Source organism: Neobacillus novalis NBRC 102450 (assembly GCF_001591805.1).
GTDB lineage: Bacteria > Bacillota > Bacilli > Bacillales > Cytobacillaceae > Neobacillus > Neobacillus novalis.
Genome location: NZ_BCVP01000016.1, coordinates 172,588 through 186,255, shown reverse-complemented (window position 1 = coordinate 186,255; position 13,668 = coordinate 172,588). Strand labels below are relative to the sequence as shown.

The 13,668-nt window shown below is 43.1% G+C and carries 16 protein-coding genes; all 16 read right to left on the bottom strand.

The features are described from left to right. Positions 1-148: 148 nt before the first annotated feature. The 16 genes from BANVL01_RS14285 to BANVL01_RS14210 all read right to left on the bottom strand — a co-directional run bounded on the left by BANVL01_RS14285 (position 149) and on the right by BANVL01_RS14210 (position 13,613). The gene (locus tag BANVL01_RS14285; RefSeq protein WP_066087412.1) at positions 149-2,395 is read right to left on the bottom strand and encodes an AAA domain-containing protein; all 2,247 of its coding nucleotides are present in this window, start codon (positions 2,393-2,395) and stop codon (positions 149-151) included. Between the two features lie 128 nt (positions 2,396-2,523). Continuing rightward, a complete protein-coding gene (locus BANVL01_RS14280) occupies positions 2,524-2,724 on the bottom strand; it encodes a helix-turn-helix domain-containing protein (RefSeq protein ID WP_066087415.1) in 201 nt (66 codons plus the stop codon). Between the two features lie 248 nt (positions 2,725-2,972). Beyond that, positions 2,973-3,620 carry a deoxyribose-phosphate aldolase gene (deoC, locus tag BANVL01_RS14275; protein ID WP_066096542.1) on the bottom strand — a complete coding sequence of 216 codons (648 nt, stop codon included), beginning with the start codon at positions 3,618-3,620 and terminating at the stop codon, positions 2,973-2,975. Between the two features lie 175 nt (positions 3,621-3,795). Beyond that, positions 3,796-4,059 (bottom strand): EutN/CcmL family microcompartment protein, encoded by a 264-nt coding sequence (locus BANVL01_RS14270; protein ID WP_066087417.1) that lies wholly within the window; start codon positions 4,057-4,059, stop codon positions 3,796-3,798. Then, a complete protein-coding gene (locus BANVL01_RS14265) occupies positions 4,059-4,334 on the bottom strand; it encodes a BMC domain-containing protein (protein ID WP_066087421.1) in 276 nt (91 codons plus the stop codon). Before BANVL01_RS14265 ends, BANVL01_RS14270 begins: the two co-directional genes overlap by 1 nt. Before the next feature lie 3 nt (positions 4,335-4,337). Continuing rightward, positions 4,338-4,622: a EutN/CcmL family microcompartment protein gene (locus BANVL01_RS14260; protein ID WP_066087424.1), complete on the bottom strand. Its 285-nt coding sequence runs from the start codon at positions 4,620-4,622 to the stop codon at positions 4,338-4,340. A 15-nt stretch (positions 4,623-4,637) separates the two neighbouring features. After that, positions 4,638-5,093 (bottom strand): RpiB/LacA/LacB family sugar-phosphate isomerase, encoded by a 456-nt coding sequence (locus BANVL01_RS14255; RefSeq protein WP_066087425.1) that lies wholly within the window; start codon positions 5,091-5,093, stop codon positions 4,638-4,640. After that, a complete protein-coding gene (gene tpiA, locus BANVL01_RS14250; protein ID WP_082804986.1) occupies positions 5,093-5,929 on the bottom strand; it encodes a triose-phosphate isomerase in 837 nt (278 codons plus the stop codon). Before tpiA ends, BANVL01_RS14255 begins: the two co-directional genes overlap by 1 nt. Before the next feature lie 11 nt (positions 5,930-5,940). Further along, on the bottom strand, positions 5,941-6,219 hold the full coding sequence (locus BANVL01_RS14245; RefSeq protein WP_066096547.1) for a BMC domain-containing protein: 279 nt from the start codon (positions 6,217-6,219) through the stop codon (positions 5,941-5,943). A 103-nt stretch (positions 6,220-6,322) separates the two neighbouring features. Then, complete coding sequence (locus BANVL01_RS14240) at positions 6,323-7,750, bottom strand: aldehyde dehydrogenase family protein (protein ID WP_066087428.1); 1,428 nt, start codon at positions 7,748-7,750, stop codon at positions 6,323-6,325. A 2-nt stretch (positions 7,751-7,752) separates the two neighbouring features. Beyond that, a complete protein-coding gene (locus tag BANVL01_RS14235; protein ID WP_066087429.1) occupies positions 7,753-8,052 on the bottom strand; it encodes a EutN/CcmL family microcompartment protein in 300 nt (99 codons plus the stop codon). Then, on the bottom strand, positions 8,049-8,795 hold the full coding sequence (locus tag BANVL01_RS14230; RefSeq protein ID WP_156482297.1) for a hypothetical protein: 747 nt from the start codon (positions 8,793-8,795) through the stop codon (positions 8,049-8,051). Before BANVL01_RS14230 ends, BANVL01_RS14235 begins: the two co-directional genes overlap by 4 nt. Positions 8,796-8,800: 5 nt before the next feature. Continuing rightward, the gene (gene pduL, locus BANVL01_RS14225; RefSeq protein WP_066087435.1) at positions 8,801-9,460 is read right to left on the bottom strand and encodes a phosphate propanoyltransferase; all 660 of its coding nucleotides are present in this window, start codon (positions 9,458-9,460) and stop codon (positions 8,801-8,803) included. Beyond that, positions 9,453-10,415 carry a DNA-binding transcriptional repressor DeoR gene (gene deoR, locus BANVL01_RS14220; RefSeq protein ID WP_066087438.1) on the bottom strand — a complete coding sequence of 321 codons (963 nt, stop codon included), beginning with the start codon at positions 10,413-10,415 and terminating at the stop codon, positions 9,453-9,455. The genes pduL and deoR overlap by 8 nt, the downstream gene beginning before the upstream one ends. Positions 10,416-10,747: 332 nt before the next feature. Beyond that, positions 10,748-12,103, bottom strand: coding sequence for an aspartate aminotransferase family protein (locus BANVL01_RS14215; RefSeq protein ID WP_066087442.1), 1,356 nt, complete (start codon positions 12,101-12,103; stop codon positions 10,748-10,750). Between the two features lie 43 nt (positions 12,104-12,146). Next, on the bottom strand, positions 12,147-13,613 hold the full coding sequence (locus BANVL01_RS14210) for a CoA-acylating methylmalonate-semialdehyde dehydrogenase (RefSeq protein ID WP_066087444.1): 1,467 nt from the start codon (positions 13,611-13,613) through the stop codon (positions 12,147-12,149). Positions 13,614-13,668: the final 55 nt, after the last annotated feature.

The window sequence follows — 13,668 nt, the reverse complement described above, 5'->3', positions numbered from 1 at the left end:
CACTGAAAATTGCCATGTCCCATTTGTTACACGACTAACAAATTTATCGTTCCCTATTCATATGTTTTTATTCCCTAATAAAAATGGTGGGAAACCTTAGAGGATACCCACCAAAAGAGTTGAAACGGCAGTGAAAATCCTGCAATTCCTACTCTTTCATTAAAAATTGACCTAAAAAATGTTCTGAAACTTTCTCCGAATCAAGTCTTGCTGCAATAAATGGCGGCTGAATTCCTCTTGCTGCTTCCACTGGCAATCCCAGCCAGAGCAGCCGCCGATCGATGATAATGAATGGAAACGATAAGTTTTCATCCAGCCAATTATCTGGCTGAAGCTCAAGCCATTCTTCACCAGAAATCACTGTTAATTTTACGAGTTTGTCCCGATTGTTCAACTTCTCCTTCCATTGCAGCGAAAGTGCTGTTTGCGATGGTAAAGAGATGATAATAGATGATCTCGCCCCTGCTATATCTTGGAACACCTTATCAAGCTTCATCGCATGCATCCATTGCAATCTTGGATGCTGATGCTTAATCCACGTTCCGATTTCTCTCGTTCGAACAGTTTGCCGCTGCTTCTCCTGGTGCTCTATAAGTTGCCTAAGTGTTTTACCATGATAAACATGCTTATGAATAAATGATTGATTGCTGACATGAATAAACTTTCCTTTCGTCCTCGTTATCGCAACATTTATCAATCGTTCGCTATCTTTACCAGTTAAAAGCATACCGGCACGGGCTTGCGGTTCTCCATCGACAGTATCAAACACCATGGCATCGCGCTCACTGCCTTGAAATCTATGGACTGTTGCTGCAATAATATCGGCTGTTAACCGCTCTTTTTCAAATAAATCATCGAGTAACAGCTCCATTAGATTGGCTTGGGCACGGTAAGGTGTCACATAGCCAATCGATCTTACCCCTGCCAAGTAAGATTCATGTATGATTTGAAACGACAATAACGCCTGCCAAAGATTCATTCTCGACTTCGACGTCCGTTCAGTCATACAATGGGCCCCAGTATTGCTTGTATCTACAAGAATTGACGCCTGGCCGGAAAACGGTGCTTTTTCAACAATTTCATTTCTGCTCTTTCGAACACTCTTATGATCCCCCACAAGCTTATTGTAGACGTACTGATTAGTGAAGGCAGAGATATCCGGATGCATTCTCCGTTGTTCTTTTAATAAAAATAAATGTGGATGCAGCTTACCGTCTTTTACCCAATCAACGACACCTGCCCGGTGAAAGATATCCTCCTTCAGCCACATCGTGACCAAAGAATCCCTTGAAGAGGCAATCGGCGGTAATTGTTTAAAGTCACCGCAAATAATAACCCGTTTCCCAAGTGATGTGGCGAAAGCAGCCTGAGGCACAAAAGCCATGCTTGCTTCATCAAGGATCACAACATCAAATTCCTTTTCATAGATTGCCGGGTCGCTCGCTGCTTTTGCCAGTGTGGATCCGACAATAAACGCATCCTTCACAAACTGAATTTCCTTTTGACGAATTTTTTCGAGGACTCTGGCAATTTTGGTCTCAAGCTCCAGCAAATGATTTGTGTCTCGTTTACTAAAAGACCGGGCTAAATCCTGCTTTAGCTTTCTTCTTTCGACTAGTAAAATTTCCTTGTCCTGCGCGAGATGAGGATCTTGTTTCTCTAGTAACTGACTAGTAGTAATCGCTTCATGATTTACGAGCTGCTCTCCTGTATTAGAGCCATAGCGAAGAACATCCCCTTCACGGAAGCGGTCATTCTTATTAATAAAGGCAGAGATTTCAGCGATTAGGACATCAACCGCTTGATTACTGTGCGATAAAATTAGGACTCGCTTTTCCTGAAAATATTTATTTGCCGCAACCCGCGCCAAAGTGTAGGTTTTTCCTGTTCCGGGCGGCCCCCAAACAAAGGTAACCGGATTGTATTTTGATCGTAAAACTAATTCGTGGACATTGCTTTTTATTTTTTCAACCGGATGCTTTGCCGGCATCGAAGGATCCATCAATTTTTTTACCCGTAAGCGTTTTTGTTTATTTTTTTTGATTTCATCTAGCCGTTGGATAAGTTGTTCAAGCAGTTCCCATGGGTCGTGAAATAGAAATGCCTCGGGGATTAAGTCTCCGAATGATTTCTCGAGAGCAAGCATCACGCCTTTTCCTTCTGAAGAAAGCACTCGTCCACTTTGTTTCATGCTGCCCCATTCAAGACGAATTGAAGATCCAACGGGAATTCGCAAGGAATAGACGGTATCAAAATAATAAGTAAACGAACCATCACTTGATAGTAACCTTCCATTTGAAACAACGAATTTATTACTGCCGTATTTTTTTAAATGGATAATTTCATTTTGCAGTGCTTGCTGCCATTCTTTTATGTATGTTACTGTACTTGTCATTCATCTCTTCCTCTTATAAAAGGTTCAACCAATTTTTCTACTGTGCCTATCATAGCATGTTAGGAAAAAAATAAAAAAGCACTCGTTCCAAATAAGAACGAATGCCTTGAGTAAATTGTTGATTAAAATTAGATAGATACATCTCCAATTGAGAAGCTGCAGTTCAAGGCTTCCGAAATCTTTGCTAATGTTGAAACCTGCACATCCAGATCGCCTTCCTCAATTGCAGCGATTGTGTCCGTATGCAGCCCTGATAAGGAAGCCAATTTTTCGATTTCCATTTCACGGTTTAATCTAATTTTCTTTAGTTGATGTCCAATATTGTTCATTCGAAACACCCCTCATATATGTAAGCGATTACATTTGGTCTATTTAATTATAGTGAAATATCGAAAAATTTTCAATACTTTTTAGATTAAGAGGAAGGAGTTTTTCATCTGACAGCTACAACGAGATGAAAAACTCTATAGAAAACTCGCCGATTGGCGAAGACAGAGGCGTAGTTGCACTTATGCCTGATAGGAAAGTTATACTTTCCTATCGGCCAAAATCCAACTTGAATATTTCAACTTAAAAATTAATAGCCTGTACCTTGTCCGCCAGTAATAATCGCAATACTGGAGCTTGCACCAATTCTAGTGGCACCGGCTTGAATCAGCTTCCTAGCTGTATCTAAATCTCTGACACAGGCAGAAGCCTTCACGCCTAAATCTGGACCAACTGCTTCGCGCATAAGTTTGATATCTTCAGCCGTTGCACAGCCTGGACCAAAGCCAGTCGATGTTTTCACAAAATCCGCGCCTGCCATCTTAGCAAGAATACAAGCTTTTTTCTTTTCTTCAATTTCTAATAGGCCAGTTTCAATAATTACTTTTACAGGTGCATGACCTTTTGCTGCTAACACAACACCTTCAATGTCCTTTTTCACGGTTTCGAAGTCGCCTGATTTAAGCGCACCGATGTTAATGACCATATCGATTTCCGTCGCACCATTTGCAATCGCATCGCGGGTTTCAGCGGTTTTTACAAACGTGCTTGTAGCCCCTAATGGGAAGCCGACAACCGTGGTAACGCCGACACCAGAACCTTTAAGTTCCTTCGCAGCTGTAGACACCCAATATGGATTCACACAAACGGTCGCGAATTTATGTTCCTTCGCTTCCTCACAAAGCTTTACAATTTGCTCTTTCGATGCTTCCGGCTTTAATAAAGTATGGTCAATCATCCGCGCAACGGATGGTCCAGTAATAATATTGGACGCAGAACCTTCTTTATAGGTCACGTTGCCGGAAACAGCTGGCTTTGCTTCCTTCAGTGCTTGTTTATTTGTTAATTGTTCCATAATTTGATTTGTAATTTGTTCTACTAATGCCTCAATTTGCACCTTTGTTCACCTCACATTAATGTAGTCGATCAACGATTCCGGCAATGACCGCATCAAAAGAGCCTTTCGGGTCTTCTAGGATGTCCCGTGCCGATCCACCTTCTTCAAGGATTAGAACGTAGTCGCCAACGCCTGCTTGAAAGCGGTCAAAGGCAATCATCGCCTCACCGCATTCATTGCCTTGGGCATCAACAGGGATGACAACCATCAGCTTTTTATTCTGATGACTCGGTGTTTTTATCGTTGATACGACATTCCCAACCACTTTTGCTAGTTTCATTATTTTGCTGCAGGTAGAATCTTCTCGATATCTGAGTGTGGTCTTGGGATAACATGAACGGATAAAAACTCGCCAACACGCTGTGCTGCATCAGCACCTGCCTCCGTTGCTGCTTTAACGGCACCAACATCACCGCGTACCATTACCGTAACCAAGCCGCCGCCAACATTCACTTTTCCGAGTAATGTCACGTTTGCTGCTTTTGTCATTGCATCTGCTGCTTCAATTGCTCCTATTAAACCTTTTGTTTCAATCATTCCTAATGCGTTGCTCATTTATTATTCCTCCATTCGTTTTGTCACGTTATAGTAGTCGATTATTCCTAAAATTCCCGCATCCGATGGGACCAAATCTTTGTTCAGCGGTAAGGAGGACTCTCTGCTTTTCGCTAGATAAACGAGATCCCCTTCACCTGACTGTCCAATCGTATCAATAGCCACAAGTGGTTTGCCCTTATCCTTCAACTGGTCATCAACTGGTTGGACAATTAGCAGCTTTAGCCCTTTTAAATTGTCATTTTTATGGGTACAGACCATGTTGCCAATCACTTTGGCTACGAACATTTTTATTACCTGCCTTTATCGGTGTAAAAACCGGCTTTCGATTTCCATAATTTTTGTCACACGGCGATCATGACGGCCGCCGGCAAATTCTGTTTCGAGCCATGTCTTCACTAATTGCTTGGCTAAACCCTCGCCAATAAATTGCCCGCCGATCGATAACACGTTGGCGTTATTATGCTCTTTACTGTTAATAACTGAGGATAAATCCCAGCAGACTGCGCCGCGGACGCCAGGGATCTTATTCAAGACCATTCCACTGCCAATGCCGACACCATCAATCATGATGCCAACATAGTCATCATTGGTGGCAACTGTTTCACCAACAAGGAAGGCAATATCCGGATAGTCGACCGATTCGCCCGCCTTACAGCCAAAATCTAAATATTCATAGCCTAATTCAGTTAAATAGACTTTTAAGGTTTCTTTCAGTTCGTATCCACCATGGTCGCAACCTATCGCAACTTTTTTCATCAATTTTGATCTCCTTTGGCAAATACCTTGATCATTCCATCAAAAGACTTAGCCTTCAAGCTGGCGCCGCCAACGAGCACTCCTTCGATATCCGGCATTTTGCTATATTCGGCTGCATTACTTTGATTTGCCGAACCGCCATAGAGGATAGAGATACTCTCTGCTTTTTCACCAAACATTTGTTTCAAAACAGAACGGATATAGGCGTGTGTTTGCTGCGCTAATTCAGCAGTAGCTGACTGCCCAGTTCCAATCGCCCAAATAGGCTCATAGGCAATGATAAAATGACTGGAATCAATTTTATTCAAGGCACCGAAAAGCTGACTAGCTAAAACCTCTTCGGTCTGTAATGAGTTTTTTTGTTCTAACGTCTCTCCGATGCAAATAATCGGAGTAAGACCAGCCATAAGCGACTGTTTTACTTTCATATTGACCAATGAATCATCTTCACTGGCATATTGTCTTCTTTCGGAATGGCCAATAATGACGTATTCACAGCCGACATCCTTTAACATCGCAGTGGATGTTTCTCCGGTGTATGCACCTTTGTCTGCCCAATGGACATTTTGGCCGCCTAAGTGTACCGGCTTTCCTGACTGTTTAATAAAAAGGTGGGCCGGGTAAAGCAGCTGTGCCGGCGGGCAAACGACCACAGTCACATCATTGCTGCTGTTGATTTCTTGAAAAAATTCAGCTGTTTCTGCCAGCGTTTTATTCATTTTCCAATTCGCAATCACATACGTTTGCCGATCACCCTGGATTTGCAGACTGCCTAATGTTTGACCAATTACATCTCTGACAAGATTTTTGATATAGCTTTCAATGGATTGTTCCATTTGAATTCACCTTATTCTGCTTTCGGTAAAATACCTTCTACATCGCCGTTTGGACGTGGAATCACGTGTACAGAAAGAAGTGTGCCAACGCGCTGGGCAGCTTCTGCGCCTGCTTCGGTTGCTGCTTTAACGGCACCAACATCACCACGGACCATAACCGTAACAAGACCGGCACCCACGAATTCCCTGCCTACTAACGTAACATTTGCCGCTTTCACCATAGCATCTGCTGCTTCAATTGCTGCTACCAATCCTTTTGTTTCGATCATTCCTAATGCTTCTTGACTCATTTTATTTCCTCCTTTAGTAACTTCTAATTTTGGTGTTGTCGCTTTTTCTTCTTGTGAAGTGACGGTTTTTTCTTCTTTAGACTTTGCCAATTAATACACCCCACTAAATAATTCTTAATCCATCTACTAAGACGCAGCGGCGCTGACGTGTAAATGTTTTTGCGCTTGTTAAGCCTTCACCAGTCGGACCGGCAATTGTAAGTGTTGTGAAGCCTTCACTTTCAAAGCCAAGACCAGCTACAGATGGGCCATTTTTCACAAAAATAGTCGCTTGGATTGCTTGTGCCATCTTTGTTAGGTTGGTAATGTTTTGTGAGTGCATGATTGCCGTATGACGATTTCCTTTTTCAGCAATGACGGCCAATTCAATCGCTTGATCAACGTCAGGAACTCTGACAATTGGTAAGATAGGCATTAACATTTCAGTCATCACCAATGGGTGATCCTTTGTTGTTTCAGCGATGATTAACTTCACATTCGGACTTGCTTGAATGCCGGCTGCCTGCAAAATCACCGCGGCATCCTTGCCAATAAAGTCTCTGTTTGGATAATACTTATCGTTTTTCTTCACTAATACTTTTTCCAATAATTTTTCAAATTGGAAGCCTTTGAGCTCAATTGCTCCGTTTTTGACCATTTCTGTCTTTAAAGCGTTGGCAGCCTTGTCAACAACGAACACTTCTTTCTCAGCGGTACATAATACGTTGTTATCAAAGCTTGCACCTTGGACAATGTGAGCCGCCGCTTGTGAAATAATCGCTGTTTCATCCACGACTACTGGTGGATTACCAGGGCCTGCGGCAATTACTTTTTTACCAACAGCCATCGCTGCCTTGACAACAGGTCCGCCGCCTGTGACAACCAAGGCATTTACTTTAGGATGGTTCATCACTTGTGCCGATGTTTCAAGATTCGGTGCAGCTACAGAGGTAAGGGCGTTTTCAGGCCCGCCTGCAGCGACAATCGCTTGATTGAGCAGCTTTAATGTTTTAATCGACACCCGTTTGGCGCTTGGGTGCGGGTTGTAAACCACTGTATTCCCTGCGGCAATCAGTGAAATCGAGTTATTGATCACAGTCGCTGCCGGGTTTGTTGATGGTGTGATCGAGCCAAATACACCGATGGGGGCATATTCTACAAGTGTTAATCCATCATCGCCGGAATAGGATGTACTGACTAAATCTTCGACTCCTGGGGTTTTGTTGGCAGCTAAAAGGATTTTAGCAACCTTGTCCTCCACACGCCCTAAGCTGGTTTCCTCAACCGCGAGCTGTGCCAGCTCATTCGCTTGAGCGCGGCTGACTTCTCTCATGTTGTCAATCATTTGTCTTCTCGCGGCCATTGGAAGCTTGCGTAGCTTTTCCCAAGCAAGTCGTGCTGCTGCTGCCGCTTCGTCGACAGTTGCGAACACGCCGTCGCCTAAGCTGACATCATTTTGTGGTGCAATAGGAGCATCGGCTGCTTCAGTCTGACCTAGTTGCATAAGGACCTGTTCAACCATTTTTTTGATATCGGTTTCATTTATTTGCAATGCTAGTTACCCCCTTTATTAAAGGTTAAGGACCCTTGTATCTCAATCTGATCGACAATTCCCACGATTGCCGCATCAGCAGGGACACCATTTGTAATTTCTGTTTGCCGTGCAGAACTTCCGCTGACAAGTAAAACGATTTCACCGACACCTGATCCAACTGTATCGATTGCGACAAGTGGTTTTCCGTCTTCTTCGATACTCCTCATATCAAGTGGTTGTACAATCAGAAGTTTTTTTCCTTTTAATTTCTCTGCTTTAGTGGTAGATACAATCGATCCAACCACTTTACAAATAATCATAGCGTCCCTCCTTTCGAGGAATCGACCTGCTTAATATCAATCTTTAATTCTTTCGCTAAGTCCTTTGCCGAAGGTGTCACCTTACTCCTTGCTGGAACAACAATTTCTCTTAATCCATCTCGATCCGCTTTTTCTACATGTCTCGCTAGAATGAGAGCTTGTTTTTCTTGGAAGGCGGTGTATTGGTCTTCAACTGTTTGTGCAAGCTTCCTTAACGGCACCCATTTCACGTCATCTGCTTGAATCTGCCTAATGTATGACTGCAGTCGTTCCTGGACAGTATGCGGCGCATAGATTTGCTGATACACATTCGGTTCAACATAATCGTTTGCGATGACAATGGGCTTACCAACTAATTGGTATTGAATCGCTAACCACACCGCTAATTCATCATCAATTGTTAAGGCAAGCTTCGATACCAATTGATAGGATGCTGAGGGAACAACAAGAACGGCTGATTTTTCCATTAAGGCAATCAATTCTTGCTGTGAAGTCTCTTCTAATAAAACATATGACTTTCTGCTCAACTTAGTAGTTGCTTGGAGCCAATCCTTTGATAAAATTAACGTCACCTCGTAAGAATTCAATAACGGGGTAACCGCTTCCAAAATTTCCGCTGGATTAGGAGATTGATAGCCTAAAAGTATAGCAATCGGTTGTCCTTTTTTCACTTCCGACTTTTCGTTTAAGTAGGCTTCGACAACTTGCTGGACAAGCATTTTAACCTGTGATTTAACATCCACCAGCATTACTCCCCACTCACTTTATTTCGACTTTCAATGGCAACAATTTCTCCAAGTTGTCCATTTTTGATATTTGCTGCATTTGCCTCATCAAGGTCAATGTGCATCTCAAGCTTGTATTTTGGTGAAACACGAATTAATACATTGGAGAAAATAACCCCGCGTGCTCCAGCAACTTTCACTTGAACAAGGTCTCCGTCCGAAACATCAAAGGCTTCGGCGTCTACAGTGTGCATATGAATGTGGCGTGCGGCACATATCAGCCCTTCTTTAATGGTGATTTGCCTGCGCGGACCTTGGATTGTGATCGATTCTGAGCCTTTAATATCTCCAGAGTTACGAATCGGCGGTTTCACACCAAGCGTAAAGCCGTCGAATAGAGACACTTCTACTTGAGTGCTGCCTCTTGCGGGCCCGAGAACACGAACATTTTGAATCTTTCCCTTTGGACCAATTAAGCTAACGGTTTCCTTTGCGGCAAATTGATTCGGCTGGGATAAACTTTTAAGCTTAGTTAGTTGATAACCCTTTCCGAACAGTCGCTCGACATGTTCAGGTGATAAATGAATATGCCGGTTTGAAGCTGCAATCGGAACTTGCTTAGCTGTTTGAAGTGTATTTTTGACAATCTTTTCGACTAGTTCTCTAATACTCTCTTTATCCATTAATGTTATCACCCCCCATTTCGAGTAAAGCCTTGGCAGTATACTGATCGGTAATTAGCACATTTGCGTGCCGGCCAATCAGCGCACCATAAATACCATCAACTTTCGTGTTACCGCCTGCAATCAGGATGCCGTAATCTTTTCCGGTCAAGTGCGAGAGTTCAATGCCAATCGTACGGTCATTTAAAGCTTCGTGGCTTATCTTCCCGTCTATATCAATAAACCTAGAGCAGATATCGCCAACCGTTTGATTTGAGCGTAAAATCTCGATATCACTTTCTAAAAAGTATCCTGCATGCATGAGGGTCGATTGTTCACCAGGCTCCCCTACCGTGAAAATCGCGATATTTGCCTGTTTACCTAACTCTAATATTCGTTTCACATGCCTGTCAGCTACAATCGCCTGCTTGACGACGATATGGTCTACTACCGCCGGAACCGGTAAGAAATGTGGTGTCGTATTAAAGGCAGTAGCAAGGCCGTTGATGATTTCTGATGCATATGTGTTTGACTCAGAGTAACTCACCCCACCATTAAGCTGAACAATCGTAATATCCTTTACATTCTTAGGCTGCAGTTTTTTCACGACTTGATAAAGGGTTGTTCCCCAAGTAATTCCAATAGTGTCGCCATTTTGGACAATTTCATATAAATAATCGGCAGAAACGTCTCCCAGTTTCTCTTTGATGAGTTCATCCTCATACTCTGGAATCGAAGCAACAATACAATGCTTTAACTGGAATTTCTCTTTCACTTGCATTGCCAATTCCTGAACATCCTCGGCCGGATTAATTATTTTAATATGGACAACACCCTCTTGGATAGCTTGATCCAGAAGTCTGGATACGGTGGGGCGGGAAATACCTAACTGTTTCGCAATTTCTTGTTGACTGTAGTCTAATTGATAGTACAATTTCGCCACTTCAACAAGGCGCGAAATTTTTTCATCCGCCATTGTATCCTCACCTAATTTTTAAAGTTATTAAAATCGAAAACTTGGAGAAAACGGTTACAAACTATTGTAAAAAGAAATATTGCATTTTTTCACGATGTTGGAATGAATGAAATTATGTAAATTCTTTGTGAACAATTGCTAAGTTTATTATAACTCATTCAAATGTTCTGTCAATTGTTACTTCGAAGAATTTCGACATTTTTTCACACGGATTCGCGGAAAGAACCCCATTCTATTAAATTATTGATATTGTGAATTTATGTCCTAAAATGAAAAAAAAGAACACTCGTAATTTACAATTTGTAAGTTACAAGCGCTCTCTTCCTCTCACATTAGCGGATTTTATCAAGCGATTCAGTTAGTGTTTTAATGATAAAATTGATATCTTTCTGTTCAATGTTTAGTGGCGGTGCTAATGTTAACACATTATTGTATCCGGCAACTGTTGCTCCGTTTTTCCCGATGATAATCCCTTCCTGTTTACAATTGGCAATGATTTGGTTTACAAGTGCTGCATCCAACGGTTCCTTTGTGCCTTTATCCTTCACTAATTCAATCCCCACCAGCAATCCTTTACCACGGACATTTCCTACATAAGGGTGGTCCTGTAACAGGTTCGTTAGATCATTCAGTAATTGTTCACCTAAATCTCTGGAGCGGTCAAATAAGTTTTCCTTTTCCATAATCTCAAGATTCTTTAACGCAAGTGCACAGGCTGCGGGATTTCCGCCAAATGTATTCACGTGACGGAAGTAATCATACTCCTCTGTCCCTTTAAACGCTTCATATATATCCTTGCGAACTGCTGTCGCTGAAAGCGGTAAATATGCGCTGGTTATCCCCTTTGCCATGGTAATGATGTCTGGCTTCACCCCATAGTTCATAAAGCCAAAGGGTTTACCGGTACGGCCAAAACCGCAAATGACTTCATCGACGATAAGTAGTGCGCCATGTTTTTCACAAACTTCTTTTGCCGCTTTCATATAGCCGTCCGGCGGAACTAGAACACCGCCGCCCGTGATAATCGGTTCCATAATCATCGCGGCAACCGTTTCACTGAGCTCCCAAGTCATCGTCCGGTCGATTTCTTTGACGGAAGATAATTCCCTTGGGTCAGCAACGTTTATATCATCTCGGTAGGAATCCGGAGGTGACACATGGATAAACCCTGGTGATAATGGCTCATATTTATATTTTCGTTGTGCCTGCCCAGTTGCTGCCAATGCACCCATCGAGTTGCCGTGGTAGGCACGGTAACGGGAAACGATTTTATATCGATTATGTTCGCCCTTTTGCTGATGGTATTGCCTTACGATTTTAAAAGCGGTTTCGTTTGCCTCTGAACCGCTGTTCGAGAAAAAGATGACATAATCATCGCCAAGCATTTCATTTAATTTTTCCGCTAGTTTAATAGCCGGAACATGGCTTTGCGATAGTGGAAAATAGGCCATTTCCTTTAATTGTTCATAGGCAGCTTCTGCAAGCTCAGTCCGGCCGTAGCCGACATTGACACACCATAGGCCTGCCATCGCATCTAAGTAGCGTTTTCCGTCGGCATCGGTTACCCAGGAACCCTCCGCCTTTGTTACCACAATCGTGGCATTCGGATTATAAGGTTTCATCGAATGCCAGACATACTTATCATCCTGTTCCAATAATGTTTTGTGGGGACCACTCGTTTGAACCATAACCTCTCCTCCATTTTTTGGAATTTTGTGCCTGACACCATATTTATGCATCAAATCTTGAGGTAATCATTTTCTTCCGTGTATAGAAGTTTAATCCGTCTTTTCCGTTCACATGGAGGTCACCGTAGAAGGAATCCTTCCAGCCGGAGAATGGGAAGAAGGCCATTGTGGCCGGAACGCCGACGTTGATCCCTAACATGCCGGCATCTGCTTCTTCACGGAACTGCCGAACAGCTTTTGCGTTATTTGTATAAATTGTAGCTCCGTTTCCATACCTCGATTTTCGGATAAATTCTAACCCTTCATCTAGATTATTCGCACGAAGCAGACTTAAGACCGGGGCAAAGATTTCGTCCTTAGCAATCGTCATCTCCGGAGTAACATGATCAAATATCGTTGGCCCGAGGAAATTTCCTTCTGGAAGATCATCCATTTCCCGTCGTCCATCCCTGATCAAATCTGCCCCTTCCGCTACTCCTTTATCGATATAGCTTAATGCCTTTTCACGGTGATCCTTGCGGATGACAGGAGTTAATAATACTTCGTCATCCATGCCGTTCCCGATAATTAATTCATCCGCCTTTTTCTTCAACGCTTCAACAAATGGCTCATTATCACCGACAACGACAACGGCACTGCAGGCCATGCAGCGCTGCCCGGCACTGCCAAATGTGGAACTTAGCACATGCTGCACCGCCTTATCCATATCAGCATCCGGCATGACAATATGGTGGTTTTTTGCACCAGAAAGGGCTTGAACCCGCTTGCCTTCAGCAGCTGCCCGCTGATAAACATACTTTGCCACCACCTGGGAGCCGACAAAGGAAATTGCGGCAATATCCTTATGCTCGAGTAAACCGTTGACCACATCATGGGCACCATGAACGACATTTAGGACACCATTTGGTGCTCCAGCCTCTGTGAATAACTCCGCTAAGCGATTAGCTAAAATCGGTGTCCGCTCAGATGGTTTCAACACAAAGGTATTTCCACAGGCCACGGCAAGCGGGAACATCCATAACGGTACCATCATCGGAAAGTTGAACGGGGTGATTCCGCCGACAACCCCCAATGGATACCGGAACATTTCCGAATCGATGTCCTCGGCAATTCCTGACAGCGTTTCGCCCATCATTAATGTCGGTGCGCCTGAGGCGAATTCAACACACTCAATCCCGCGCTGTACCTCACCGTACGCTTCCTTGTAAGCCTTTCCATTTTCCTGAACAATCAATTTTGCCAATGCTTCATGGTTTTCAGTTAACAGGTAGTGATATTTGAAGAGGATCCTGGCACGCTTCGGAACCGGGACGTTTTTCCACTTTTTAAATGCTTCTTTTGCTGCAGCAACAGCAAGATTGACATCCTCTTTGGATGAGACCGGAACCTGTGTTAACAGTTCATTTGTTGCCGGATTCGGTACATCAAGTGTTTGGCTGCTGTTCGAGCTCACCCATTCACCGTTAATAAAGTTTTTTAATACCGCCGTATCATTTTTTGTTACGCTCATTCTGAAACCTCCTTGTTTTCGAAAAAATCGATTGAATTTTCCAACAATAAAACGT

Excerpts from the sequence above, each read along its gene's own strand:
- BANVL01_RS14285 (WP_066087412.1), bottom strand. The coding sequence starts at position 2,395 with ATGACAAGTACAGTAACATACATAAAAGAATGGCAGCAAGCACTGCAA.
- BANVL01_RS14280 (WP_066087415.1), bottom strand. The coding sequence starts at position 2,724 with ATGAACAATATTGGACATCAACTAAAGAAAATTAGATTAAACCGTGAA.
- deoC (WP_066096542.1), bottom strand. The coding sequence starts at position 3,620 with ATGATTGACCATACTTTATTAAAGCCGGAAGCATCGAAAGAGCAAATT.
- BANVL01_RS14270 (WP_066087417.1), bottom strand. The coding sequence starts at position 4,059 with ATGAAACTAGCAAAAGTGGTTGGGAATGTCGTATCAACGATAAAAACA.
- BANVL01_RS14265 (WP_066087421.1), bottom strand. The coding sequence starts at position 4,334 with ATGAGCAACGCATTAGGAATGATTGAAACAAAAGGTTTAATAGGAGCA.
- BANVL01_RS14260 (WP_066087424.1), bottom strand. The coding sequence starts at position 4,622 with ATGTTCGTAGCCAAAGTGATTGGCAACATGGTCTGTACCCATAAAAAT.
- BANVL01_RS14255 (WP_066087425.1), bottom strand. The coding sequence starts at position 5,093 with ATGAAAAAAGTTGCGATAGGTTGCGACCATGGTGGATACGAACTGAAA.
- tpiA (WP_082804986.1), bottom strand. The coding sequence starts at position 5,929 with ATGGAACAATCCATTGAAAGCTATATCAAAAATCTTGTCAGAGATGTA.
- BANVL01_RS14245 (WP_066096547.1), bottom strand. The coding sequence starts at position 6,219 with ATGAGTCAAGAAGCATTAGGAATGATCGAAACAAAAGGATTGGTAGCA.
- BANVL01_RS14235 (WP_066087429.1), bottom strand. The coding sequence starts at position 8,052 with ATGATTATTTGTAAAGTGGTTGGATCGATTGTATCTACCACTAAAGCA.
- pduL (WP_066087435.1), bottom strand. The coding sequence starts at position 9,460 with ATGGATAAAGAGAGTATTAGAGAACTAGTCGAAAAGATTGTCAAAAAT.
- deoR (WP_066087438.1), bottom strand. The coding sequence starts at position 10,415 with ATGGCGGATGAAAAAATTTCGCGCCTTGTTGAAGTGGCGAAATTGTAC.
- BANVL01_RS14215 (WP_066087442.1), bottom strand. The coding sequence starts at position 12,103 with ATGGTTCAAACGAGTGGTCCCCACAAAACATTATTGGAACAGGATGAT.
- BANVL01_RS14210 (WP_066087444.1), bottom strand. The coding sequence starts at position 13,613 with ATGAGCGTAACAAAAAATGATACGGCGGTATTAAAAAACTTTATTAAC.